The organism is Bradyrhizobium sp. 2S1 (assembly GCF_011516625.5).
GTDB classification, from domain to species: Bacteria; Pseudomonadota; Alphaproteobacteria; order Rhizobiales; family Xanthobacteraceae; genus Bradyrhizobium; species Bradyrhizobium septentrionale.
Genome location: NZ_CP147717.1, coordinates 10,234,324 through 10,252,127, shown reverse-complemented (window position 1 = coordinate 10,252,127; position 17,804 = coordinate 10,234,324). Strand labels below are relative to the sequence as shown.

The window sequence follows — 17,804 nt, the reverse complement described above, 5'->3', positions numbered from 1 at the left end:
TTTTAGTCCGATTGATGTGGCCGCACATCTGCTCTGACGAGGCGCGCGGGATTGCCTTCGGCTTTTCACCGCCTGACGACCGGTACTTTGCAACGCGCTTGAGGTGTAGGTTGGGCGAACGGGGGGCGGACGCCCCGCCGGTCAAGGACCGAGCGGCAGCAGCGCGCCTGGCAAGCCGCGGATCAGGTCGGCTTCGGGACAGGCCGCGGCAAACGCAAGGCGAATGCGGCTCGTGGTCTCGACGACACGGGCAGCGAGTTTCAAGAGACGAAGACGCAGCGTCGCGAACTCGGCTGTGGCCAATTCCCGGGCTTTGGGAATCGCGTCGCGCACGGTCAGCATCAGCCAATAAGCGGCGGTGTGGAGAACGAGGCGGACTTGATTGGCGAGCGCCGAACGGCAGCTGGTGCGATCGGAGGCGAGCTGTGTCTTATGCAGCTTGATCAGATTCTCGGCTTGGCCGCGCGCGCAATACAGGCTGTCGTAGATCCACTCGGCCGAGCCGACATCGAGGCTGGTGACGACGAAACGGATGTCGAGGCCGAGCATCGTCGCCTCAATACGGCGACGGTACGCCGTTCGCGATCCCAGGACTTGGCCTTGTGGCGCGTCTCGGTATAGCCACGCAGAACCGGCAGGTTCTCGATGGCGCGTCGCGTGCGGATGTCGTCGGCGGCCTCGTCGAGTTTTCTGGCGAGCGGCTTGGTGCCGGACAGACCGAAGATGTAGTCGATGCCGTTGGTCTCGCACCACGCCATTGCCTCCGGCCGGGCATAGTGCCCGTCGCCACGGAACGTGATTCGCGTGTTGTGCCACCGCGTCCGGATATGCCGTATCAGGCGGCGCAGATGGGCACGCACCTCGACGCCGCCCGGCGTCTTGCCGGGCCGCAGCACGACCGCCACGGGCCGGCTCTTCTCCGTGTCGTAGACGTGGATCGGCAGGAAGCAGCGTTCGTCATAATGAGCGTTGAACAGCGAGAGCTGCTGATGGCCGTGGACGACATCGCAGGTATCATCGATGTCGAGCGTGACGGATGCCGGCTCGCGCGGGTAGCTATCCATCCATGCGTCGACCAAAGTGTAGGTCAGTCGGATCACGTCGCGCAGGCGCGGAGCATTCTCCAGCCGCGACAGCGTCGGTTGGGAACACAGATCGCGACCCGTGTCCGGCAGCCGTCCGCAGGCCAGCTTGAATGCGGGATCGGACCGCAGATGATCGAGGTCGTCGGCGTCCTCGTAGCCGCAGCAGATCGCGAACATGCGCGCGCGGAACATATCGACAAGGCTGTGCACGACCCGCGTCGGATCGCGCCGATCCGGGAACACCCGGGCCAGATTGTCGGCCAAGCCGAGACGCCGCTCGGCCATCGCCAGAAGCATCACGCCCCCGTTCGAGGTCAGCCGACCGCCATCGAAGGCAGCTGTGACTTTCTTGGCGTGAACGGCTGGAAACGAGAAGGGCAGAATCGTATCGTCGGTCATGGCGGGCGTGGCGTTCGCGGTTGAGGTGATGGGGTTGGCTTTGCAACCGAATCCTACGCCGCATCAGCGCTTTACACCACGCTCGCCAGCCTCTCAGGCGCACTCTGACGAATAAGACGGGCTAGGTAGCGCCAGCACCAATGTCCAGTCCGGCCGCCGCGATTGCGGCACCCGAGACCGCAGGAGCAGGACCGAGACCAGCCGGTTGATAGCACCAAACCGCGCCATCGTCAGCAGCAGCACATCGGTGGCACGTCGGGCCGCAAATAGCGCCAATGTGTCGGCAACGCCGTGACGGGTTGCATCGTGATGGCGTCGAGCCATCCGTGGGCGAGCCTGACGCAGGGGAAGCCTAGCGGATGTTGCTGGTCATCGATCACGGCGAACTCGACCGCGCAGCCGAACGGCGCTGACGCGATGGGTGAACCGGCGAAACCATGAGGTGAATGCTCGGCGCATGCGATGCGGATCGTTCGGTTAGCGATGGCCTGATCGTCCCACATTGTGAAATCGGCACATTGATGTCGCTCAAACTTGCGGCCGCCATCGCATACCATTGGCTGGTAGCCGGGACCGTGGGTTCCACTTGCTGAACTGAACAGCAGCCTGTCCATCAGGTTGACTGACACTCTCTCCGCCACTCAAATTAGATAAGCCTTTGATATCAATTAGTATATTTTCTGCCGTGTCTCTACGGTCCCCAGTTGGGTCCCCAAAGCTGCACGAGAATGACTTAGCATCGGATTGAACGGGGCTTCGATGAAATGAGAGACGCCGATCCCGAGGTGCTCAAGGCCGCCTACCTTGCCCTCGTCAAAAAGTACCACCCCGACCGCACCGGAAATGATCCGACGCGGACAAAAAGGTTTCTCGAAATAAGGGCCGCTTGGGAACTGCTGACGGACCAACAGGGACGCGCGTTCTACGATCAACAGTCTGCTGCCGAGGCCGCTGCGACCAAATCACAATCCTCAAACTCTGACTTGAATCGTAACGAGCCGAGGCAAACAGCTGGTAGTTTCACTAAATCAAAACCTTCTATTTTCGAAAGGCTGCAGTATGGAGCTGCAGCCTCCCTAGTTTTTGGAGTCGGCGGATTTGTAGGCGTGCTTATCCTCTTGCTTGTCGGCATTTTCGCAGTCGATGGCTTCAGGCAGTCTTCAAGTGGTAACGGCTTGACCAAGGAGACGAACGATTTTCTTCGCGAGCTGGCCAAAAAGCCGACGAGCAGATAGACCTCTAATTACCAACAAGCTTGGTTCTTTAACCCGTTGATAAAAATCAGATTGTTCGTCTTTTGACGCGCTTCCCTTTGGACGGGTTAATGCGCGGACACGGGTTCAAGAAAGCTAAACAGATCGGGAGCGGTGATGGGTTCAATTTCAATTTGGCACTGGGTGCTTGTGATTGTGGTGTTTGCTAGCCCGGTCATGGGAATCCTGCGAGGCGTGCAAAATGGCGCGCCGCTCCATGCAGTTCTTTCAGCTTTCATACCGATCTACGGCCTGGTCTATTTTTTCGCGGCCAACAAGCAATCTGTCGGCGCGCCGACGAAATTGCCCACCAGCCGTTCTCTTGAGCCGTCTGCTCTTTGAAGCGAACTGGCCGGGCGCATTATGTGCCAAGTAGCGTTGTGCGGAGGCGATTTGCGAGCTTTCGAGAGACTGGATCGTGACCTCGGAGCACGTTTGCGAGGTGCCCTTGCGAACAGCCGATAAGGTTGGCGAGGCGCTCTTGTGAGAGGCCACGTCGCCGAAACTCTATCTCGGACGACACGGCCGGAGGCACTAAGCCTCCTCCGAAAAGGCGCAATCGCGCAACGGGCCGGGAGAATTCGGGGAAAAGAAGCATTTGGCCGGACGGCATAGGGGCTCTTTTGCTTGCAAGGCGCTGCTGCCGGCGCGGCTTGCGCTCACTCGCTCGCTTTGCGTTCGTGCGACGCCAGGGCAAGATCAGACCAGCGGCGATAGCATCCCGCTCGAGGTCGCGAGAAATGCGGACGCGATCGCCACCGCCCTCAATGCGGTGCGAGCCGCGGAGACGCCCGCCAAGGTCAGAGCGGCGGTACCCGCCTGCGGCGTCCGCTCCTTTGCGAGGTATTTTTTCGTAAGTCCGTCGGCGTCCGTCACCCTAGCAATGTGGCAACCGCGGCAGACGGCTGAACGGTTCAGATCGGCGGCGACGCTCGAATTTCCTACGAAGATCGCATGGACATGAAATGCGGGCCGCGTCTCGAAAACCGAGGTCGCATACTTAGGCAAGCCTTGATCGCTTTGTAGTCGGGATATTCGTTTCAGAACCGCAGCGATTCCGTCGCGAGTCGATCCTTTGGGAGCGGATACCCACCAAAGCTCGCCACCGGTCTTCCTCATCTGGTGGACTGCGCCACTCAGGCGTCGCAGCTCTGCTCCGGTGATGCCGTGCGGTGCGACCGTGCGTTTCAATCGGCCGGCTTCGAGTTTATCAACAGTACTAGCCCGTCTTATTCGTCAGAGTGCGCCTGAGAGGCTGGCGAGCGTGGTGTAAAGCGCTGATGCGGCGTAGGATTCGGTTGCAAAGCCAACCCCATCACCTCAACCGCGAACGCCAGCCCGCCATGACCGATGATACGATTCTGCCCTTCTCGTTTCCAGCCGTTCACGCCAAGAAAGTCACAGCTGCCTTCGATGGCGGTCGGCTGACCTCGAACGGGGGCGTGATGCTTCTGGCGATGGCCGAGCGGCGTCTCGGCTTGGCCGACAATTTGGCCCGGGTGTTCCCGGATCGGCGCGATCCGACGCGGGTCGTGCACAGCCTTGTCGATATGTTCCGCGCGCGCATGTTCGCGATCTGCTGCGGCTACGAGGACGCCGACGACCTCGATCATCTGCGGTCCGATCCCGCATTCAAGCTGGCCTGCGGACGGCTGCCGGACACGGGTCGCGATCTGTGTTCCCAACCGACGCTGTCGCGGCTGGAGAATGCTCCGCGCCTGCGCGACGTGATCCGACTGACCTACACTTTGGTCGACGCATGGATGGATAGCTACCCGCGCGAGCCGGCATCCGTCACGCTCGACATCGATGATACCTGCGATGTCGTCCACGGCCATCAGCAGCTCTCGCTGTTCAACGCTCATTATGACGAACGCTGCTTCCTGCCGATCCACGTCTACGACACGGAGAAGAGCCGGCCCGTGGCGGTCGTGTTGCGGCCCGGCAAGACGCCGGGCGGCGTCGAGGTGCGTGCCCATCTGCGCCGCCTGATACGGCATATCCGGACGCGGTGGCACAACACGCGAATTACGTTCCGTGGCGACGGGCACTATGCCCGGCCGGAGGCAATGGCGTGGTGCGAGACCAACGGCATCGACTACATCTTCGGTCTGTCCGGCACCAAGCCGCTCGCCAGAAAACTCGACGAGGCCGCCGACGACATCCGCACGCGACGCGCCATCGAGAACCTGCCGGTTCTGCGTGGCTATACCGAGACGCGCCACAAGGCCAAGTCCTGGGATCGCGAACGGCGTACCGTCGCCCGTATTGAGGCGACGATGCTCGGCCTCGACATCCGTTTCGTCGTCACCAGCCTCGATGTCGGCTCGGCCGAGTGGATCTACGACAGCCTGTATTGCGCGCGCGGCCAAGCCGAGAATCTGATCAAGCTGCATAAGACACAGCTCGCCTCCGATCGCACCAGCTGCCGTTCGGCGCTCGCCAATCAAGTCCGCCTCGTTCTCCACACCGCCGCTTATTGGCTGATGCTGACCGTGCGCGACGCGATTCCCAAAGCCCGGGAATTGGCCACAGCCGAGTTCGCGACGCTGCGTCTTCGTCTCTTGAAACTCGCTGCCCGTGTCGTCGAGACCACGAGCCGCATTCGCCTTGCGTTTGCCGCGGCATGTCCCGAAGCCGACCTGATCCGCGGCTTGCCAGGCGCGCTGCTGCCTCTCGGTCCTTGACCGGCGGGGCGTCCGCCCCCCGTTCGCCCAACCTACACCTCAAGCGCGTTGCAAAGTACGGGTCGGTCAGGCGGTGAAAAGCCGAAGGCAATCCCGCGCGCCTCGTCAGAGCAGATGTGCGGCCACATCAATCGGACTAAAAAAAGCACTCTCACGAATAGGACGGGCTAGAGCGGTGCGATATCACAACGTTGGTCCTTTGCATTCAAGCTGTTGAAGGCACGTCCAAATCCAGCTCTTGCCCGGTTGCCTGTTCAGAACCATAATTCTTTGCCGGCAGGTCTCACGCGATGGCCGTTTGGGGGGCGCCGACCTTTTTTTTGAGGATTAAATAGAGGGCAAGGATTCGAGAAATGCTGCTAGGTCGCCGCGCAGGACGATCGTTCGCCGACCGATCTTTTTTGCCTTCAGCTGGCCCACCGCAATCGCCTGATAAAGTTTTGTGCGGCCGAGGCCGACCACCTTCCCGACTTCATCGATCGACAGTGCTTCGCGGCGTAATTCTTCGTGGGATTCGCTCATCCGCCATTCTCCATCGACATCCGCCCAGTTGCGGGGACGTTCAGGAGTATTCAGACTCTGAAGAGAAATAACAGTCGGGGACAGGTTTCTTCCCGACTAATAGTACCCGGAATCAGAGCTGAGTGATACGGCGGCCTTTGAAGCGTCGTTGTCGGACCTTTTTCTTGGTCCAGACGAAGGGCTCAGCTTTGTCATTGTACGCGTTGACGTAGGCATTGATGTGTTCCTGCAGCTGCTTGAGGCTTGTGAAGGAAGCACTGCTGATTCCGCTCGATGTCGCCCACCGTTCCGGAATGATCTCGCCCACCGTTCCGATTTGATGTCGCCCACCATTCCGAGATGATCTCGCCCACCATTCCGGGATGATGTCGCCCGGGGTGACGAGGCCTCTTCTGGCTCCGATACGGTCCCGCCTTTCGGCTTTGCGAAGGGGGACCTGGATGCCGACGGAGAGGCTTGCGATGCGCCATGTGCGCGAAGTGATCAGATTGAAGTCGGCTGGGATGCCGACCCGCGAGATTGCGCGGCGGTTGGGGACGGCGCCTTCGACGGTGCGGTTGACGATCCGCCGTTTTGAGGCGGCGGGGCTGAGCTGGCCGTTGTCTGACGACATCACCGACACTGATCTGGAGGCCCGGCTGTTCGCCAGCGCCGGTGCGGGTTCCGGCACGCGGCGGGGCCATCGCCGGCAGGCGGAGCCGGACTGGGCGGCGGTGCACCGCGAACTCCGGCGCGAGCATGTGACGCTGTCGATCCTGTGGGAGGAGTACATCGCAAGCGAGCCCGGCGGGTATCGCTATTCGCGTTTCTGCGAGCTCTACCGCGCCTGGGAAGGCCGGCTGTCGGTGACGATGCGCCAGTCGCATGCGGCCGGCGACAAGCTGTTCGTCGATTATGCCGGTGACGGCGTGCCGGTCGTGATCGACCGGCTCAGCGGCGAGCGGCGCGCCGCGCAGATCTTCGTCGCGGTGCTCGGCGCTTCCAGCTTCACCTACGCGCAGGCGACCTGGACGCAGGGGGTCGCCGATTGGATCAACGGCCACGTCGGCGCCTTCGAGGCGATCAACGGCGTGCCGGCGCTGCTGGTGCCGGACAACACCAAAGTCGCGGTGATCAAGGCCTGCCTCTACGATCCACAGATCAACCGCAGCTACGCCGACATGGCGGCGCATTACGGCTCGGCCATTCTGCCGGCCAGGCCGCGACGACCACGAGACAAGGCGAAGGTCGAGCAGGCGGTCCTCATGGTCGAGCGCTGGCTGCTCGGGCGGCTGCGCCACCGCACCTTCCACAGCCTCGCCGAGGTCAATGCGGCGATCGCCGAGTTGCTCACCCGGCTCAACGAGGAGCGGCCGATCCGGCGGCTCGGCGTCACCCGCCGCAAGCTATTGGAGGAGATCGACCGGCCGGCGCTCAAGGCCTTGCCGGAGAACCCTTACGTGTTCGCCGAGTGGCGGATCTGCCGGGTCAGCATCGATTATCACGTCGAGGTCGAGGCGCATTATTACAGCGTTCCGCATCGCTTCGTCCGCGCCGAGGTGGAGGTGCGCTTCACGGCTCGCACCGTCGAGATCTTCCACAAGGGTGAGCGGATCGCCGCGCATCAGCGCATGAGCGGCAACCACAAGCACACGACCGTGCCGGAGCACATGGCGTCCAGTCATCGGCGCTACGCTGGCTGGACCATCGAGCGCATCCGTAAGGACGCAGCCTCGATCGGGCCGGCCACCGCGGCGCTGTGTGACCTGATCCTCGACGAGCGCGCGCATCCAGAACAGGGCTTCCGCGCCTGTCTCGGCATCATCCGGCTCGCCCGATCCTACGGGCACGAGCGGCTCGATGCCGCCGCCATGCGGGCGATCGATATCGGCGCGCGCACCTACGGCTCGGTCAAGTCGATTCTCGCCAACAATCTCGATCGGCGTCCTTCACCCAAGCGCTCCGCGGACGACGCGCCGATCCTTCATCCCAACATCCGCGGGCCGCGCTACTACAATTAGGAGATCACGTCTTGCTCACGCATCCGACCCTCGATCAACTCTACGCGCTCGGCCTTCACGGCATGGCCAAGGCCTTCGCCGACATCGAAGCCGGCGGCGAGGCCGCAAGCCTCGGCCACGCCGAATGGCTTGCGCTGCGGCTCGAACGCGAAGCGTCATTGCGACGCGACAAGCGGCTGTCGAAGCGGCTGCAATACGCCAAGCTGCGCCAGGAGGCCTGCGTCGAAGACATCGACTACCGCACCCCACGCGGCCTCGACCGCAGCCTGCTGACGATGCTGGTCGAAGGCCGCTGGATCGATGACCACGCCAACCTGCTGATCTGCGGGCCCTCCGGCGTCGGCAAAAGCTGGCTCGCCTCAGCGCTCGGCAACAAGGCCTGCCGCGACAATCGCTCCGTGCTCTACCAGCGCGTCCCGCGGCTGTTCACCGATCTCGCTTTGGCGCGCGGCGACGGCCGCCACTCCCGCCTGCTGCGCGCGCTTGGCCGCGTCGATCTCCTCATCTTCGACGACTGGGGCCTCGAGCCGCTTGACGCCGCGGCCCGCCACGACCTCCTGGAGATCCTCGAGGACCGCTACGGCCGCCGCTCCACCATCGTCACCAGCCAGCTCCCGGTCGATCAATGGCACGCGCTGATCGGCGAGCCGATGACTTCATGATGCCTCCTTCTTCGAATGCTTGGTGCGTCGTACCCGATTGCGCAGCTGACTGATTTGTTCGTCTGAGAGCTCGATCTGCCATGGCTGACCTTTGGCTAACTGACGACCTGCCAGCAATCCGCGCGCAAGATAATCGAAAACTGTTTGCGGGGTTAATCCAAGCTCAGCCGCTGCCCCCTGAATCGAGAAGCTGCCGTCGGGCCAGCGCCTGGGATTCTTGTCCACGCCGTTGATCTTGACGGTGGGAATGCCCCAGCGGGTGCGCAACAGCCAGACATTCTCGCCTTTGAAGGCGCAGCCTCGGGCCGCGACGAAGCCTTCTTGATTGAGTATTGCCGCGATCTCGGCATCCATTTTTTGTTCAGCATTCAGCTCGACGATCCGTTGCCGCAACCGATCAATGTCGATGTAATTGCGGTAGGTGTGAACGCGCCGTTGCACGTGATGCTCGCTGGTTGCACCGGTCTGCCAGACGATCTTGAGCCACACCTGACCTCGGGTCCGCTTCTGATCAAGAACGACTTCGCGGATCACAAATCGCAGAATGCGCTTGCGATCGGCTGCCGACGTGGTGGCCGCGTTCCAAATCCGCGGCAGGTTCTCGCCGAGCGCTTGTAGCCCTGCGCATTCCGCCGGGCCAATCAGAAGCGGCTCTTGCCCGCGCCAACGCGCATGCTCCTGCTCGACCGCCTCTGCGACACGCAGCCTCTCTTCCCAAGCCCGCTCAAGTGAGCGCGCCACAAGACGGTTCTCGGGCTCTACGGCGTCATACTGGCGCCGAGCGCGCTCGGCCTCGTAGCGGGCGCGCTCCACGCGAAGCGCCCACTGGCGCTCGAGCTGACGGCTCTCCTGCTCCAGTTGGCCCGCGGCTGCGAGTGCGATCTCAATCTGATCCGGCACCAGGGCGTCGAGGACTACCCGTTGGACCAAGGCATCAACCGCTAAGGCCCGGACTTCCTGGCACAGTGCACTGCCTTCCTGATCCCGATCCGACCGGCAGCAATAGACCGGATAGTCGGCATTCGGGCCCGTGTAGCGCATGCTCATGCGCCGTCCACAACGACCGCAGACCGCAATTCCTTGTAACAGGGCTGCCCCCTTGCGTGGCACGCCAGCGTGTCCTGCCTCAAAGTGGGCGACGTTATCTGCCAGTCGCCGCTGGTTGGCCATGAACTCCTCCCAGCTGATATAACCCGGGTGAGCAGAGCGGAGGCAAACCGCCCAGTCGGCGATCGCCACCTTGACCGTTCCCGTCAGCGATCCCGGCCGGCATCGGCTCGGATCCTTTTGCCGTCGGCCATAAACGTACGCCCCAGCATAGGCCGGATTTTGAAGGACGCTAAGGACGCGTGCACTATCTGGCGCCCGCCAGACGATCTCATGTGGAGATGGTCCAAGCAGCGGTCGAACCGGCAAGGACAGTCCGTTCCTGTCCAAGTAACGCATCACACGGCGGGCGCTTTGCAATTCCTGGAATTTGGCAAAAACGAGATGAAGACGGGCCTGCACCTCCTCATCAGGATTGAGAATAATTGTGCCGGCGCGATCATAGGCGAGCCCGGCTGGCAGGGGCAGCCGCAGTTCGCCCCGCGCCGCCTTCTGGCGTTCCCCTTGGTGAAGGCGCATCCGAAGCTGATGCAACTCCGCCTCGCTCATGATGCCGGACAAGCCCAACAGCAGGCGGTCGTGGTAGGCGCGCGGATCGTAAAGCCGCTCGCCATCCGCAATGAGCACACCGAACACCGAGCACAGTTCGAGCAACTGATGCCAGTCCCGGTTGTTGCGGGCCAAGCGCGAAGCGTCGAGGCTCACCACAAGACCGGCGTTGCCAAGGCCGATCTCGGCAATGAGCTTCTGGAAGCCATGACGATCCACACCGCCAGCACCGGATTTGCCCAGATCCTCGTCAATGACCTGGACGCGCTCCGGCGGCCAGCCCAGACCGATGGCGCGATCGACGAGGCGGTACTGCAGCTCCGTGCTCTCCTGATGCTGGCGCACCTGGTTCACGGATGACTGCCGTACGTAGACATAGGCCAACTTGGCTCGGTGCGCAGTCGTGAGCCGCTCGTCAGCGACGTTCAAGCTGATCAGCACGACCCAGTCCCCTTCCGGGCGTGCCGGGAACCGCTTGCATCCGCCGGAGCAGCGTGGCGAGGATTTGAGCGATCTGGGTTTGCGTCGCGGTCGACAGATTCGGCCACAGGCGCGGAATGTCGTCCGTCGGACGGCCGGGTGGATTTGCCAACGTCGGCATGGGTCGATACGCAACGCGACCTGGAAGCGGTCGGTGGGTCATCGCGAATCACCTTCTCGTCAAGAAGGCTCAGACTCGCGCTCAAATGTTGCATCAATGGGATCAGCGTACGTGCGCTGATGCGCGGCAGATCGGCGGCGTTCGGACCAGAAGTTATTGTCTCGGCAAGATCGGTCGACGCGATGCGAACCGCCCGCGGCCGGCCGTCCGGCAGCGCGACAACGACATAGGCGGGACCGCGCCCCGACCGCTCCTTCAGCACCTCAACCCGGTGCCCAAAAAGAAAATGATGCGGGTCAGTGATCGTAACGTGAGACACGACCCGCTCGAGAATAGGGGTACTTCGACGTGTGTCAATCGGCCTGCAAATTTGACCCCTCGTATTGCCTCAGGAAGTAATGTTACCCGGGATGAAGGTCTACGAACTGCCCCAGACCGGTCTCGAGCCGCGGCCAGCTCGGTGGAGAGGCTGTGGGCGGGGCGGAGTGCTCATCACACGCAGCGCCGTCCACAGCCTCGGGCCGTATTTCATCCACGGGCATGGATACGATGGCTGTCTCCGCCACCTTCCGCCGGAGGGACCGAAGCAGGCGCTGAACGATCGAATGCTGCTTGTCGCTGAACATCGAAGGATCGATCGTGGCGAGCCTGCCCACGATGGCCAGTGCAGTGAGCTGTGGCTCGACGGCGAGCCAGTTCTCGATGATCGCGAGATGGGGATCGAGCTTCGAGGGCATGCGAATACGCTTTTTGTATCGCCGTTTCGGCCGGCGGTGCGTGGCCCGCACTTCGGCGGTGTTTGCCGCCGTGCCGAGCGATCGGGCAAACGAGAGCGGATCAGCCGGCGATACGGTGGGAACCTTCGCAAGACCGCGCTTGCCGATCCGTTCGCCGAGCTCTTCCTGCGCCGTGCGGATCGTGGCAAGCAATTGTATGGGATCGAGAGTCCGATACGTCTGGCGCAGACGGCGCTTGACCGCTGATGGGAGTTTCGGGTGCCCCAGTGCACGTTCGTATGGTGTGGCAGGCGGATGATAGCGTTTGATGATCTTGGCACCCTCGCGGCGCTTCTCTTTGAGCTTGAATGACGGCTGGAAGAAGTTCACCAGCAGGCGCGCCGCCGCGTAGAGACGTGCCATCACGCGGGCCGTCTCGACCCCGTCGAAGCGCCCGTATCCGACGAGCCGCCGGACCACCGCACCGTTCTTCTGCTCCACGAAAGCCTGATCGTTCTTTTTGTAGGCACGTGACCGCGTTACCTCGATCTTCTGTGCTCGGCACCATGGAACGACGACGTCGTTCATGAACGCGCTGTCGTTATCGAAGTCGGCGCCACAGATCACCCACGGGAACAGGCCCTGTGCTCGCGTCATCGCTTCCACGACGAGGCTGCCATCGCGTGTCACCAGGGGCAGGCATTCCGTCCATCCTGTTGCGATGTCCACCATGGTCAAAGTCTGGATAAACGAGCCGGCGACGCTGGTCCCACCGTGCGCGACCATGTCGATCTCGCAAAAGCCTGGCGGCGGGTTTGCCCAGTCATTGAAAGTGCGGATCGGCACCTCGCGTCGAATCGCCGAGTAGAATCCGACTCGCCGCCGGCGCCCCCCAGCAGCCGCAATTTTAACGTCGATCAACATCCGATCGATCGTCGCCGCGCTCAGAGTTGTCAGCAGCGCACGCTCTGCGCTCGTTGGCTTCAGCCGGCCATGCCGCTCGAGTGCGGGCAACAGCACTGGGATCATCGATACGAGGCGCTTACCGCAGACGCGATCGGAGGCTTCCCACAGCGCGATCAGCGCGTCGCGCACGCTGGCGTATTTGCGTCGCCGACTTGTCGCTGGTTCGGTTGGGCTCGTTGCCCCTTCGTCCAGTGGTGGTCTGGGCCTGTCCCTTCCGGCAACCGACAGTGCTCGCACCGCGTGCTTGCGGTGCCAACCCGTCGTTGCTGTCAACTCGTCAAGGATCCGTCCCTTCTCAACTCGTCCAGCCGCACGGTAGCGCCTCGCCACCACGGCCAACACCTCGCGCCTTGCGCCCATGCTGATCCCGCTCGCCATTGGCGCCACCGACCTGATTCGGTAACGCCGCCCCAGTCATCAGCGGAATTGTTCGGTAACATTTTCGATGAGGCAATGCGCCCCTCATCGGCGTCCAATTTTGACCCCTTCGTGCGGCGGGCTTTGCTGGTAGCGCTCGTCTCGTCGGAGCTGGCCGGGATAGCGGAGGCGAGACGAGCGCGGGTGGCGTGATCGTCGTCTCGGCTCTTGAACCGCCAGCTATCGTTGCCGGTCTCGACAATGTCGCAGTGATGGGTCAATCGGTCGAGCAGCGCTGTGGTCATTTTGGCGTCGCCGAACACGCTCGGCCATTCGCCGAAGGCGAGATTGGTCGTCACGATGACGGAGGCGCGCTCATAGAGCCGGCTGACGAGGTGGAAGAGGAGCTGGCCACCGGACTGGGCGAAGGGCAAATAGCCGAGTTCATCCAGCACGATGAAGTCCATCCGGGTCAGATGCTCGGCGAGCCGTCCTTGCCGTCCGTTGCGGGTCTCGGTCTCGAGGCGATTGACGAGGTCGACTACGTTGAAGAAGCGGCCGCGGGCACCGGATCGGATGCAGCTTCTGGCGATGGCAATGGCCAGGTGGGTCTTGCCTGTGCCGGTGCCGCCAACCAGCACGACATTGCGTTGCTGGGCGATGAAGCCGCCGCTGGCGAGATCATTGACGAGAGTCTGATTGATCGGCGTGCCGTCGAACTGGAAGTCGGCGATGTCCTTGGCAAGCGGCAGCTTGGCAATGGTCAGCTGGTATTTGATCGAGCGGGCCTGCTTCTCGTTGATCTCGGCGTTAAGCAGGTCGCCGACAATGCGCTGAGGTTCGTGCTGGCGCTTGACGGCAGTTGCCATGATCTCGTCGAAGGCAGCCTTCATGCCGTAGAGCTTGAGCTCGCCCATGAGGTCGAAGATTTGGGTTCGTTCCATCAGATGGTCCTCCGGAGGTTGTCGTAGCGGGCACAATCGGCGATCGGTGCATGACGGAGCGTCAGTGCGGCCGGCGTCATGATGTTGGCCGGTGGGGCGGGTTCACGTTGACGGGCCAGGATGTTGAGCACGACATCGGCGGAATGGACGCCATGACCGAGCGCTTCGGCACAGGCCGCTTCCACCGCGGACAGACCGTCAGTCAGCACCGCGGTGAGGATGTCGACCATCTGCCGATTGCCATCGTCGGTGCTGGCAAGCTTGCGCCGGATCCGCTCGATCGCGGCCGGCAGCACCCAGTCTTTGAAGGGAGCGCCGTTGCGCAAGGCACCGGGTTTGCGAGCCAGCACCGGCACATAGTGCCAGGGATCATAGGTCGTCTCGCCGCGGCCAAAGGATCGCGGGTGCTCGGCAACGATGCGTCCATCCTGACGGATCACGATGCGGTCGGCATAAGCCTGGACTTCGACCGGCCGTCCGACTGCGCTGGCTGCGACCGAGTACTTGTTGTTGTCGAAGCGCACCAGGCAGGTCTTCGAGACCGATGCCGTCACCGCATGGAAGCCGTCGAAGCGGCCGGCATAGGGAACGAGCTTGGGACGCTCGGCTTCGAACACTTCCCAGATCGTCTGATCGACCAGCTCCGGGTGGCGATGAGCCTTGGCGTAGGCGATGCATTTGTCGAGCAGCCAGGCGTTTAACTCGTCGAGGTTTTTGAACCGCAGCCGCGGCGTGAAGAAGCGCTCCCGGACCAGCCCGACCTGGTTCTCGACCTGCCCCTTCTCCCAGCCCGACGCCGGCGTGCAGGCGACCGGATCGACCAGATAGTGGCTGCACATCTGCAGGAAGCGGCGATTGTAGAGACGCCCTTTACCGACGAAGATCGTCTCTACGGCGGTCTTCATGTTGTCGTAGATGCCGCGGGTGCAGGTGCCTTTGAACAGAGCGAACGCCCGGTCGTGGGCGTCGAACACCATCTCCTGCGTCTCCCGCGGATAGGCCCGCACGAACAGCATGCGGCTGTGACAGAGCCGGACATGGGCGGCCTTCACCATCACCGTGGTCCCGCTCAGCAAGACCACCTCGTGGCTCCAGTCGAACTGGTAGGCTTCGCCTGGGGCAAAGCTCAGCGGGACATAAGCCGCCGCGGTCGATTGCCCGCGTTCTTTGCTCCACCGCCTGGCGTAACGCCGCACGGCATCGTAACCGCCGTCGTAGCCGCGGCCGCGCAGCTCTTCGAAGATCCGGATCAACGTCAGCTGTTCACGAGCCGATTTGGCCGCGTTCGCCGCCAGCAATCCGTCAAGCTCTACTGCCCATCGTCCCAGCTTTGGCCGCGGCTGCACCTGCCGCTCGTACTCGAAGGAGGTCTCTCCCGACCTCAGCACCTTCCGGACCGTGTTCCGCGACACCTTCAGGTCACGGGCGATCTCCTTGATCGTCTTGCCCTTGATGAAGTGCTCGCGCCGGATCCGGGCAATTGTCTCCACGATCAGCATCCCCCACCACCTGCTTCGTTCCAAAGCAGGCAGCGCAACAGATCAATCTGTAGGGGGTCAATTTTGGACGCCGATCCCCCGGCTTAGGGGGTCAATATTGCAGGCCGAATGACAGACGTGTTCGGTGATCCCACCTACGCCGACGCCGTCCTCGACCGCCTGGTCCATAACGCCCACCGGATCGATCTGAACGGCGAAAGCATGCGGCGAACCCGCAAACCCGACCGAAAGGCCTGAGCCTGTGGCGCTGTGGACATGCCGCTACGCTTGGACAACGCAAGAGCGTTGCCCACATGCCCACAGGAGGAGCAACAGAAAAAACCAACCCGTCGAACCGCGATTCAAGATTGACCACGCGGCTTCGCCGATGCCAGAAACCAGACAGCCAGAACGCCTCGCGCCCCGGGCGACATCAAATCGGAATGGTGGGCGAGATCATCTCGGAATCCTGGGCGAGATCAAATCGGTACACCCGGGCGAGATCATCGGAATCCGCAATGCACCGCTGAGCGACTGCCCCTGCAAGATCGAGAACCATATCTCGACCTGATTGAGCCAGGACGCGCTTGTCGGCGTGAAATGAAATTGCACATTGGGGTGGGCCTTGAGCCAGGGCTCGTTCTTCTTGTGGGTGTTGAGGTTGTCGAGGATGACGTGAAGCTGGCGGTCCGGGAAAAGCAGCGGTGACGCTGTCCATGAAGTCGAGGAACTCGACACGCCGCCGCCGTTTTGAATGCGTCGCGATGATCTTTCCGGTGGCAACCTCGAGTGCCGCAAACAGCGTTGTCGTGCCATGCCGCTTGTAGTCGTGGCTCTGACCGGTCAAGGCGCGGCCATTGGGCAACTTCAGATAGCCCTGCGCTCGCTCCAAAGCCTGGATCGAAGGCTTTTCGTCCACATCGAGGTCCTCGTTGATCCGAAACTCCTGCCGGAGCTAATCTGACCGCCGAACCCAACCTGTCGAAATCACTGTGCAGAGCCACTAGGAGGGGGACTGAAGATCACAATGCTCCGATGCGAGCGGCCAGAAGTGCCGCGAGGCGTTCCTCGATCTCTGGAGTCCAAGGGGCGCCCGCCTCCTCATATCGCCGTTTCATGCGTGGCTCTATGGTCCGTAGGAGGTCTCTAATTGTCCCGTTATGCTTGGGTGAACGAGCCTTCTGAAGCGCCTTTTTGAGACCGTCCCTGCCTGCCTTGTTGAAATAAGCTCGGTTGGATTTCTTCGCGACGAATGCACAAGCTTCTTCGTCTCCGCTGATATCCTGTCTTTTTTTTGCGTCATGCACTTCTTTGAGTAGCTCGCAATATCGTTTGGAGTTCCACTCTGCCGGGCGGCCTCCGCGATCGACATGCGGGAACAAAACGTACGCCATTTGAGAGGCAAGCTCACGCCACTGGCGGGGATCCTCCGGGTTCAGTTTCAATTCTGTGAAAGCCCTTTGCAGGTGAGGGTCCGAGCTTATCGAATTCGCGCGAAGCGCCGACTGAGCGTAAGCGACCCAAGTGTTAGAATCCGGTGGACTGCTGGCCGCTGAAAGCGCCCCAACTTTCGCTGGAAAAAAGAAGTCGACCGTGGGACTCGAACCGAGCTGCTTCCCAAGCTGCTTCAGGAGTCGGAATCTCTTTGAGAAAGTGTCCTGTTTCACGCGATGCACTCCGCGCTGCACCTAAGGAAGCGCGGAAACCAGTGTGCTGCTGGCTTGTCGGATGGCCGTCCTATCCGCGCGCGTTCTGTACTTACGACGCCCGGTCTAAATGTCCAGCCCGCTAGCTAGGTGGCGCGAGGTCGCGACATAGAACGCACTACGCGCACCTACACGGCAAATCGAGGCCACGGTACTGAATCACGGAAGGCTATCACAGTTAGTAGGCTCTTTGTTTGCGCTTGTCAGGTATCTGCGGCCGGTTTGGAAGTTTAGTGACGGGAGGCCATACGCCGCCATCCCCTTTCGGGGCGCTGCGGCGCGCCTTGTGGCATTGAGTGGAAACGTCACGGGGGGACAGTATGGACTTCGCAGTCGCACTCGCCTCAGCATCGCAGGCGCTCACCATCGTCAAGCAGCTTCGCGAAATCGAGAAGGGAGTTAGCGAGGGCGAACTCAAGTCCGCTATGGCGGACCTCTACGGCAAGGTCGCCGAGCTCAGGATGGCGCTCACCGATGCCCGCGAAGAAATCCATGAGAAGGACAAGCAGATCAAGGCGTTGAAGGACCAAATCGCTGCCCACACGTCAGGTCACGCTTGCCCGATCTGCGGCGAAGGCCGAATGAAAGTGATCGCGTCAACGAAGGATCCGGTATTTGGGCGCGTGGCCGGCGTTCAGCTCCGCACATTAAAGTGCGATAAATGCGGTCACAGTGAGCAGCATCAGCATGACCCCCAAGCTAACTAGCCCGTCTTATTCGTCAGAGTGCGCCTGAGAGGCTGGCGAGCGTGGTGTAAAGCGCTGATGCGGCG

The 17,804-nt window shown here is 62.0% G+C and carries 11 protein-coding genes and 7 pseudogenes; 7 read left to right on the top strand and 11 right to left on the bottom strand.

What is annotated here, in order from left to right:
• Positions 1-141 precede the first annotated feature (141 nt).
• Positions 142-1,484: pseudogene (locus HAP54_RS48710) on the bottom strand (IS1380-like element ISBdi2 family transposase).
• 230 nt (positions 1,485-1,714) lie between these two features.
• On the bottom strand, positions 1,715-2,098 hold the full coding sequence (locus HAP54_RS48705) for a hypothetical protein (protein WP_175619333.1): 384 nt from the start codon (positions 2,096-2,098) through the stop codon (positions 1,715-1,717).
• 150 nt (positions 2,099-2,248) lie between these two features.
• Here HAP54_RS48705 and HAP54_RS48700 point away from each other — a divergent pair, with 150 nt between their 5' ends.
• The gene (locus HAP54_RS48700) at positions 2,249-2,719 is read left to right on the top strand and encodes a J domain-containing protein (protein ID WP_166298297.1); all 471 of its coding nucleotides are present in this window, start codon (positions 2,249-2,251) and stop codon (positions 2,717-2,719) included.
• Positions 2,720-2,854: 135 nt separating this feature from the next.
• Positions 2,855-3,079, top strand: a complete 225-nt coding sequence (locus tag HAP54_RS48695; RefSeq protein WP_166298296.1) for a hypothetical protein — start codon at positions 2,855-2,857, stop codon at positions 3,077-3,079.
• A 357-nt stretch (positions 3,080-3,436) separates the two neighbouring features.
• Here the strand turns inward: HAP54_RS48695 and HAP54_RS48690 are convergent, their stop codons facing one another.
• Positions 3,437-3,928, bottom strand: coding sequence for a hypothetical protein (locus tag HAP54_RS48690; protein WP_166298295.1), 492 nt, complete (start codon positions 3,926-3,928; stop codon positions 3,437-3,439).
• 152 nt (positions 3,929-4,080) lie between these two features.
• On the opposite strand from HAP54_RS48690, the gene HAP54_RS48685 reads away from it, so the two are divergent.
• Positions 4,081-5,424, top strand: coding sequence for an IS1380-like element ISBdi2 family transposase (locus HAP54_RS48685; RefSeq protein WP_166204320.1), 1,344 nt, complete (start codon positions 4,081-4,083; stop codon positions 5,422-5,424).
• 327 nt (positions 5,425-5,751) lie between these two features.
• Here HAP54_RS48685 and HAP54_RS48680 read toward each other — a convergent pair whose 3' ends face one another.
• Together HAP54_RS48680 and HAP54_RS48675 are read right to left on the bottom strand one after the other, a co-directional pair.
• On the bottom strand, positions 5,752-5,946 hold the full coding sequence (locus HAP54_RS48680; protein ID WP_166298294.1) for a helix-turn-helix domain-containing protein: 195 nt from the start codon (positions 5,944-5,946) through the stop codon (positions 5,752-5,754).
• Between the two features lie 112 nt (positions 5,947-6,058).
• Positions 6,059-6,211 (bottom strand): annotated as a pseudogene (locus tag HAP54_RS48675) (IS630 family transposase); the annotation flags it as partial.
• A gap of 196 nt (positions 6,212-6,407) precedes the next feature.
• Here HAP54_RS48675 and istA (HAP54_RS48670) point away from each other — a divergent pair.
• The gene (gene istA / locus HAP54_RS48670; RefSeq protein ID WP_166307210.1) at positions 6,408-7,946 is read left to right on the top strand and encodes an IS21 family transposase; all 1,539 of its coding nucleotides are present in this window, start codon (positions 6,408-6,410) and stop codon (positions 7,944-7,946) included.
• Positions 7,947-7,957: 11 nt separating this feature from the next.
• Positions 7,958-8,596: pseudogene (gene istB, locus HAP54_RS48665) on the top strand (IS21-like element helper ATPase IstB); the annotation flags it as partial.
• A 6-nt stretch (positions 8,597-8,602) separates the two neighbouring features.
• On the opposite strand, the gene HAP54_RS48660 reads toward istB (HAP54_RS48665), so the two are convergent.
• From HAP54_RS48660 to istA (HAP54_RS48645), 4 genes and pseudogenes are all read right to left on the bottom strand, one after another.
• Positions 8,603-10,705, bottom strand: coding sequence for a recombinase family protein (locus HAP54_RS48660; protein ID WP_166298292.1), 2,103 nt, complete (start codon positions 10,703-10,705; stop codon positions 8,603-8,605).
• Positions 10,706-11,266: 561 nt separating this feature from the next.
• Positions 11,267-12,676, bottom strand: a complete 1,410-nt coding sequence (locus HAP54_RS48655; RefSeq protein WP_166293515.1) for an integrase catalytic domain-containing protein — start codon at positions 12,674-12,676, stop codon at positions 11,267-11,269.
• A 329-nt stretch (positions 12,677-13,005) separates the two neighbouring features.
• Positions 13,006-13,848, bottom strand: a pseudogene (istB, locus tag HAP54_RS48650) (IS21-like element helper ATPase IstB); the annotation flags it as partial.
• Between the two features lie 8 nt (positions 13,849-13,856).
• Positions 13,857-15,347: pseudogene (gene istA / locus HAP54_RS48645) on the bottom strand (IS21 family transposase); the annotation flags it as partial.
• A 114-nt stretch (positions 15,348-15,461) separates the two neighbouring features.
• Between istA (HAP54_RS48645) and HAP54_RS48640 the strand changes: the two are divergent.
• Positions 15,462-15,584 (top strand): annotated as a pseudogene (locus HAP54_RS48640) (ATP-binding protein); the annotation flags it as partial.
• Positions 15,585-15,848: 264 nt separating this feature from the next.
• Here the strand turns inward: HAP54_RS48640 and HAP54_RS48635 are convergent.
• Positions 15,849-16,251, bottom strand: a pseudogene (locus HAP54_RS48635) (IS630 family transposase); the annotation flags it as partial.
• A gap of 97 nt (positions 16,252-16,348) precedes the next feature.
• Positions 16,349-16,993 carry a hypothetical protein gene (locus HAP54_RS48630; protein ID WP_166298291.1) on the bottom strand — a complete coding sequence of 215 codons (645 nt, stop codon included), beginning with the start codon at positions 16,991-16,993 and terminating at the stop codon, positions 16,349-16,351.
• A 359-nt stretch (positions 16,994-17,352) separates the two neighbouring features.
• Between HAP54_RS48630 and HAP54_RS48625 the strand changes: the two genes are divergently transcribed.
• Positions 17,353-17,739 (top strand): hypothetical protein, encoded by a 387-nt coding sequence (locus HAP54_RS48625; protein WP_166298290.1) that lies wholly within the window; start codon positions 17,353-17,355, stop codon positions 17,737-17,739.
• The last annotated feature ends 65 nt before the right edge of the window (positions 17,740-17,804 follow it).

What these genes read in the sequence shown, in the direction of transcription:
- HAP54_RS48685 (WP_166204320.1), top strand. Translation starts at nt 4,081, where the DNA reads ATGACCGATGATACGATTCTGCCCTTCTCGTTTCCAGCCGTTCACGCC.
- HAP54_RS48705 (WP_175619333.1), bottom strand. Translation starts at nt 2,098, where the DNA reads ATGGACAGGCTGCTGTTCAGTTCAGCAAGTGGAACCCACGGTCCCGGC.
- HAP54_RS48625 (WP_166298290.1), top strand. Translation starts at nt 17,353, where the DNA reads ATGGACTTCGCAGTCGCACTCGCCTCAGCATCGCAGGCGCTCACCATC.
- HAP54_RS48700 (WP_166298297.1), top strand. Translation starts at nt 2,249, where the DNA reads ATGAGAGACGCCGATCCCGAGGTGCTCAAGGCCGCCTACCTTGCCCTC.
- istA (WP_166307210.1), top strand. Translation starts at nt 6,408, where the DNA reads ATGCGCCATGTGCGCGAAGTGATCAGATTGAAGTCGGCTGGGATGCCG.
- HAP54_RS48680 (WP_166298294.1), bottom strand. Translation starts at nt 5,946, where the DNA reads ATGAGCGAATCCCACGAAGAATTACGCCGCGAAGCACTGTCGATCGAT.
- HAP54_RS48695 (WP_166298296.1), top strand. Translation starts at nt 2,855, where the DNA reads ATGGGTTCAATTTCAATTTGGCACTGGGTGCTTGTGATTGTGGTGTTT.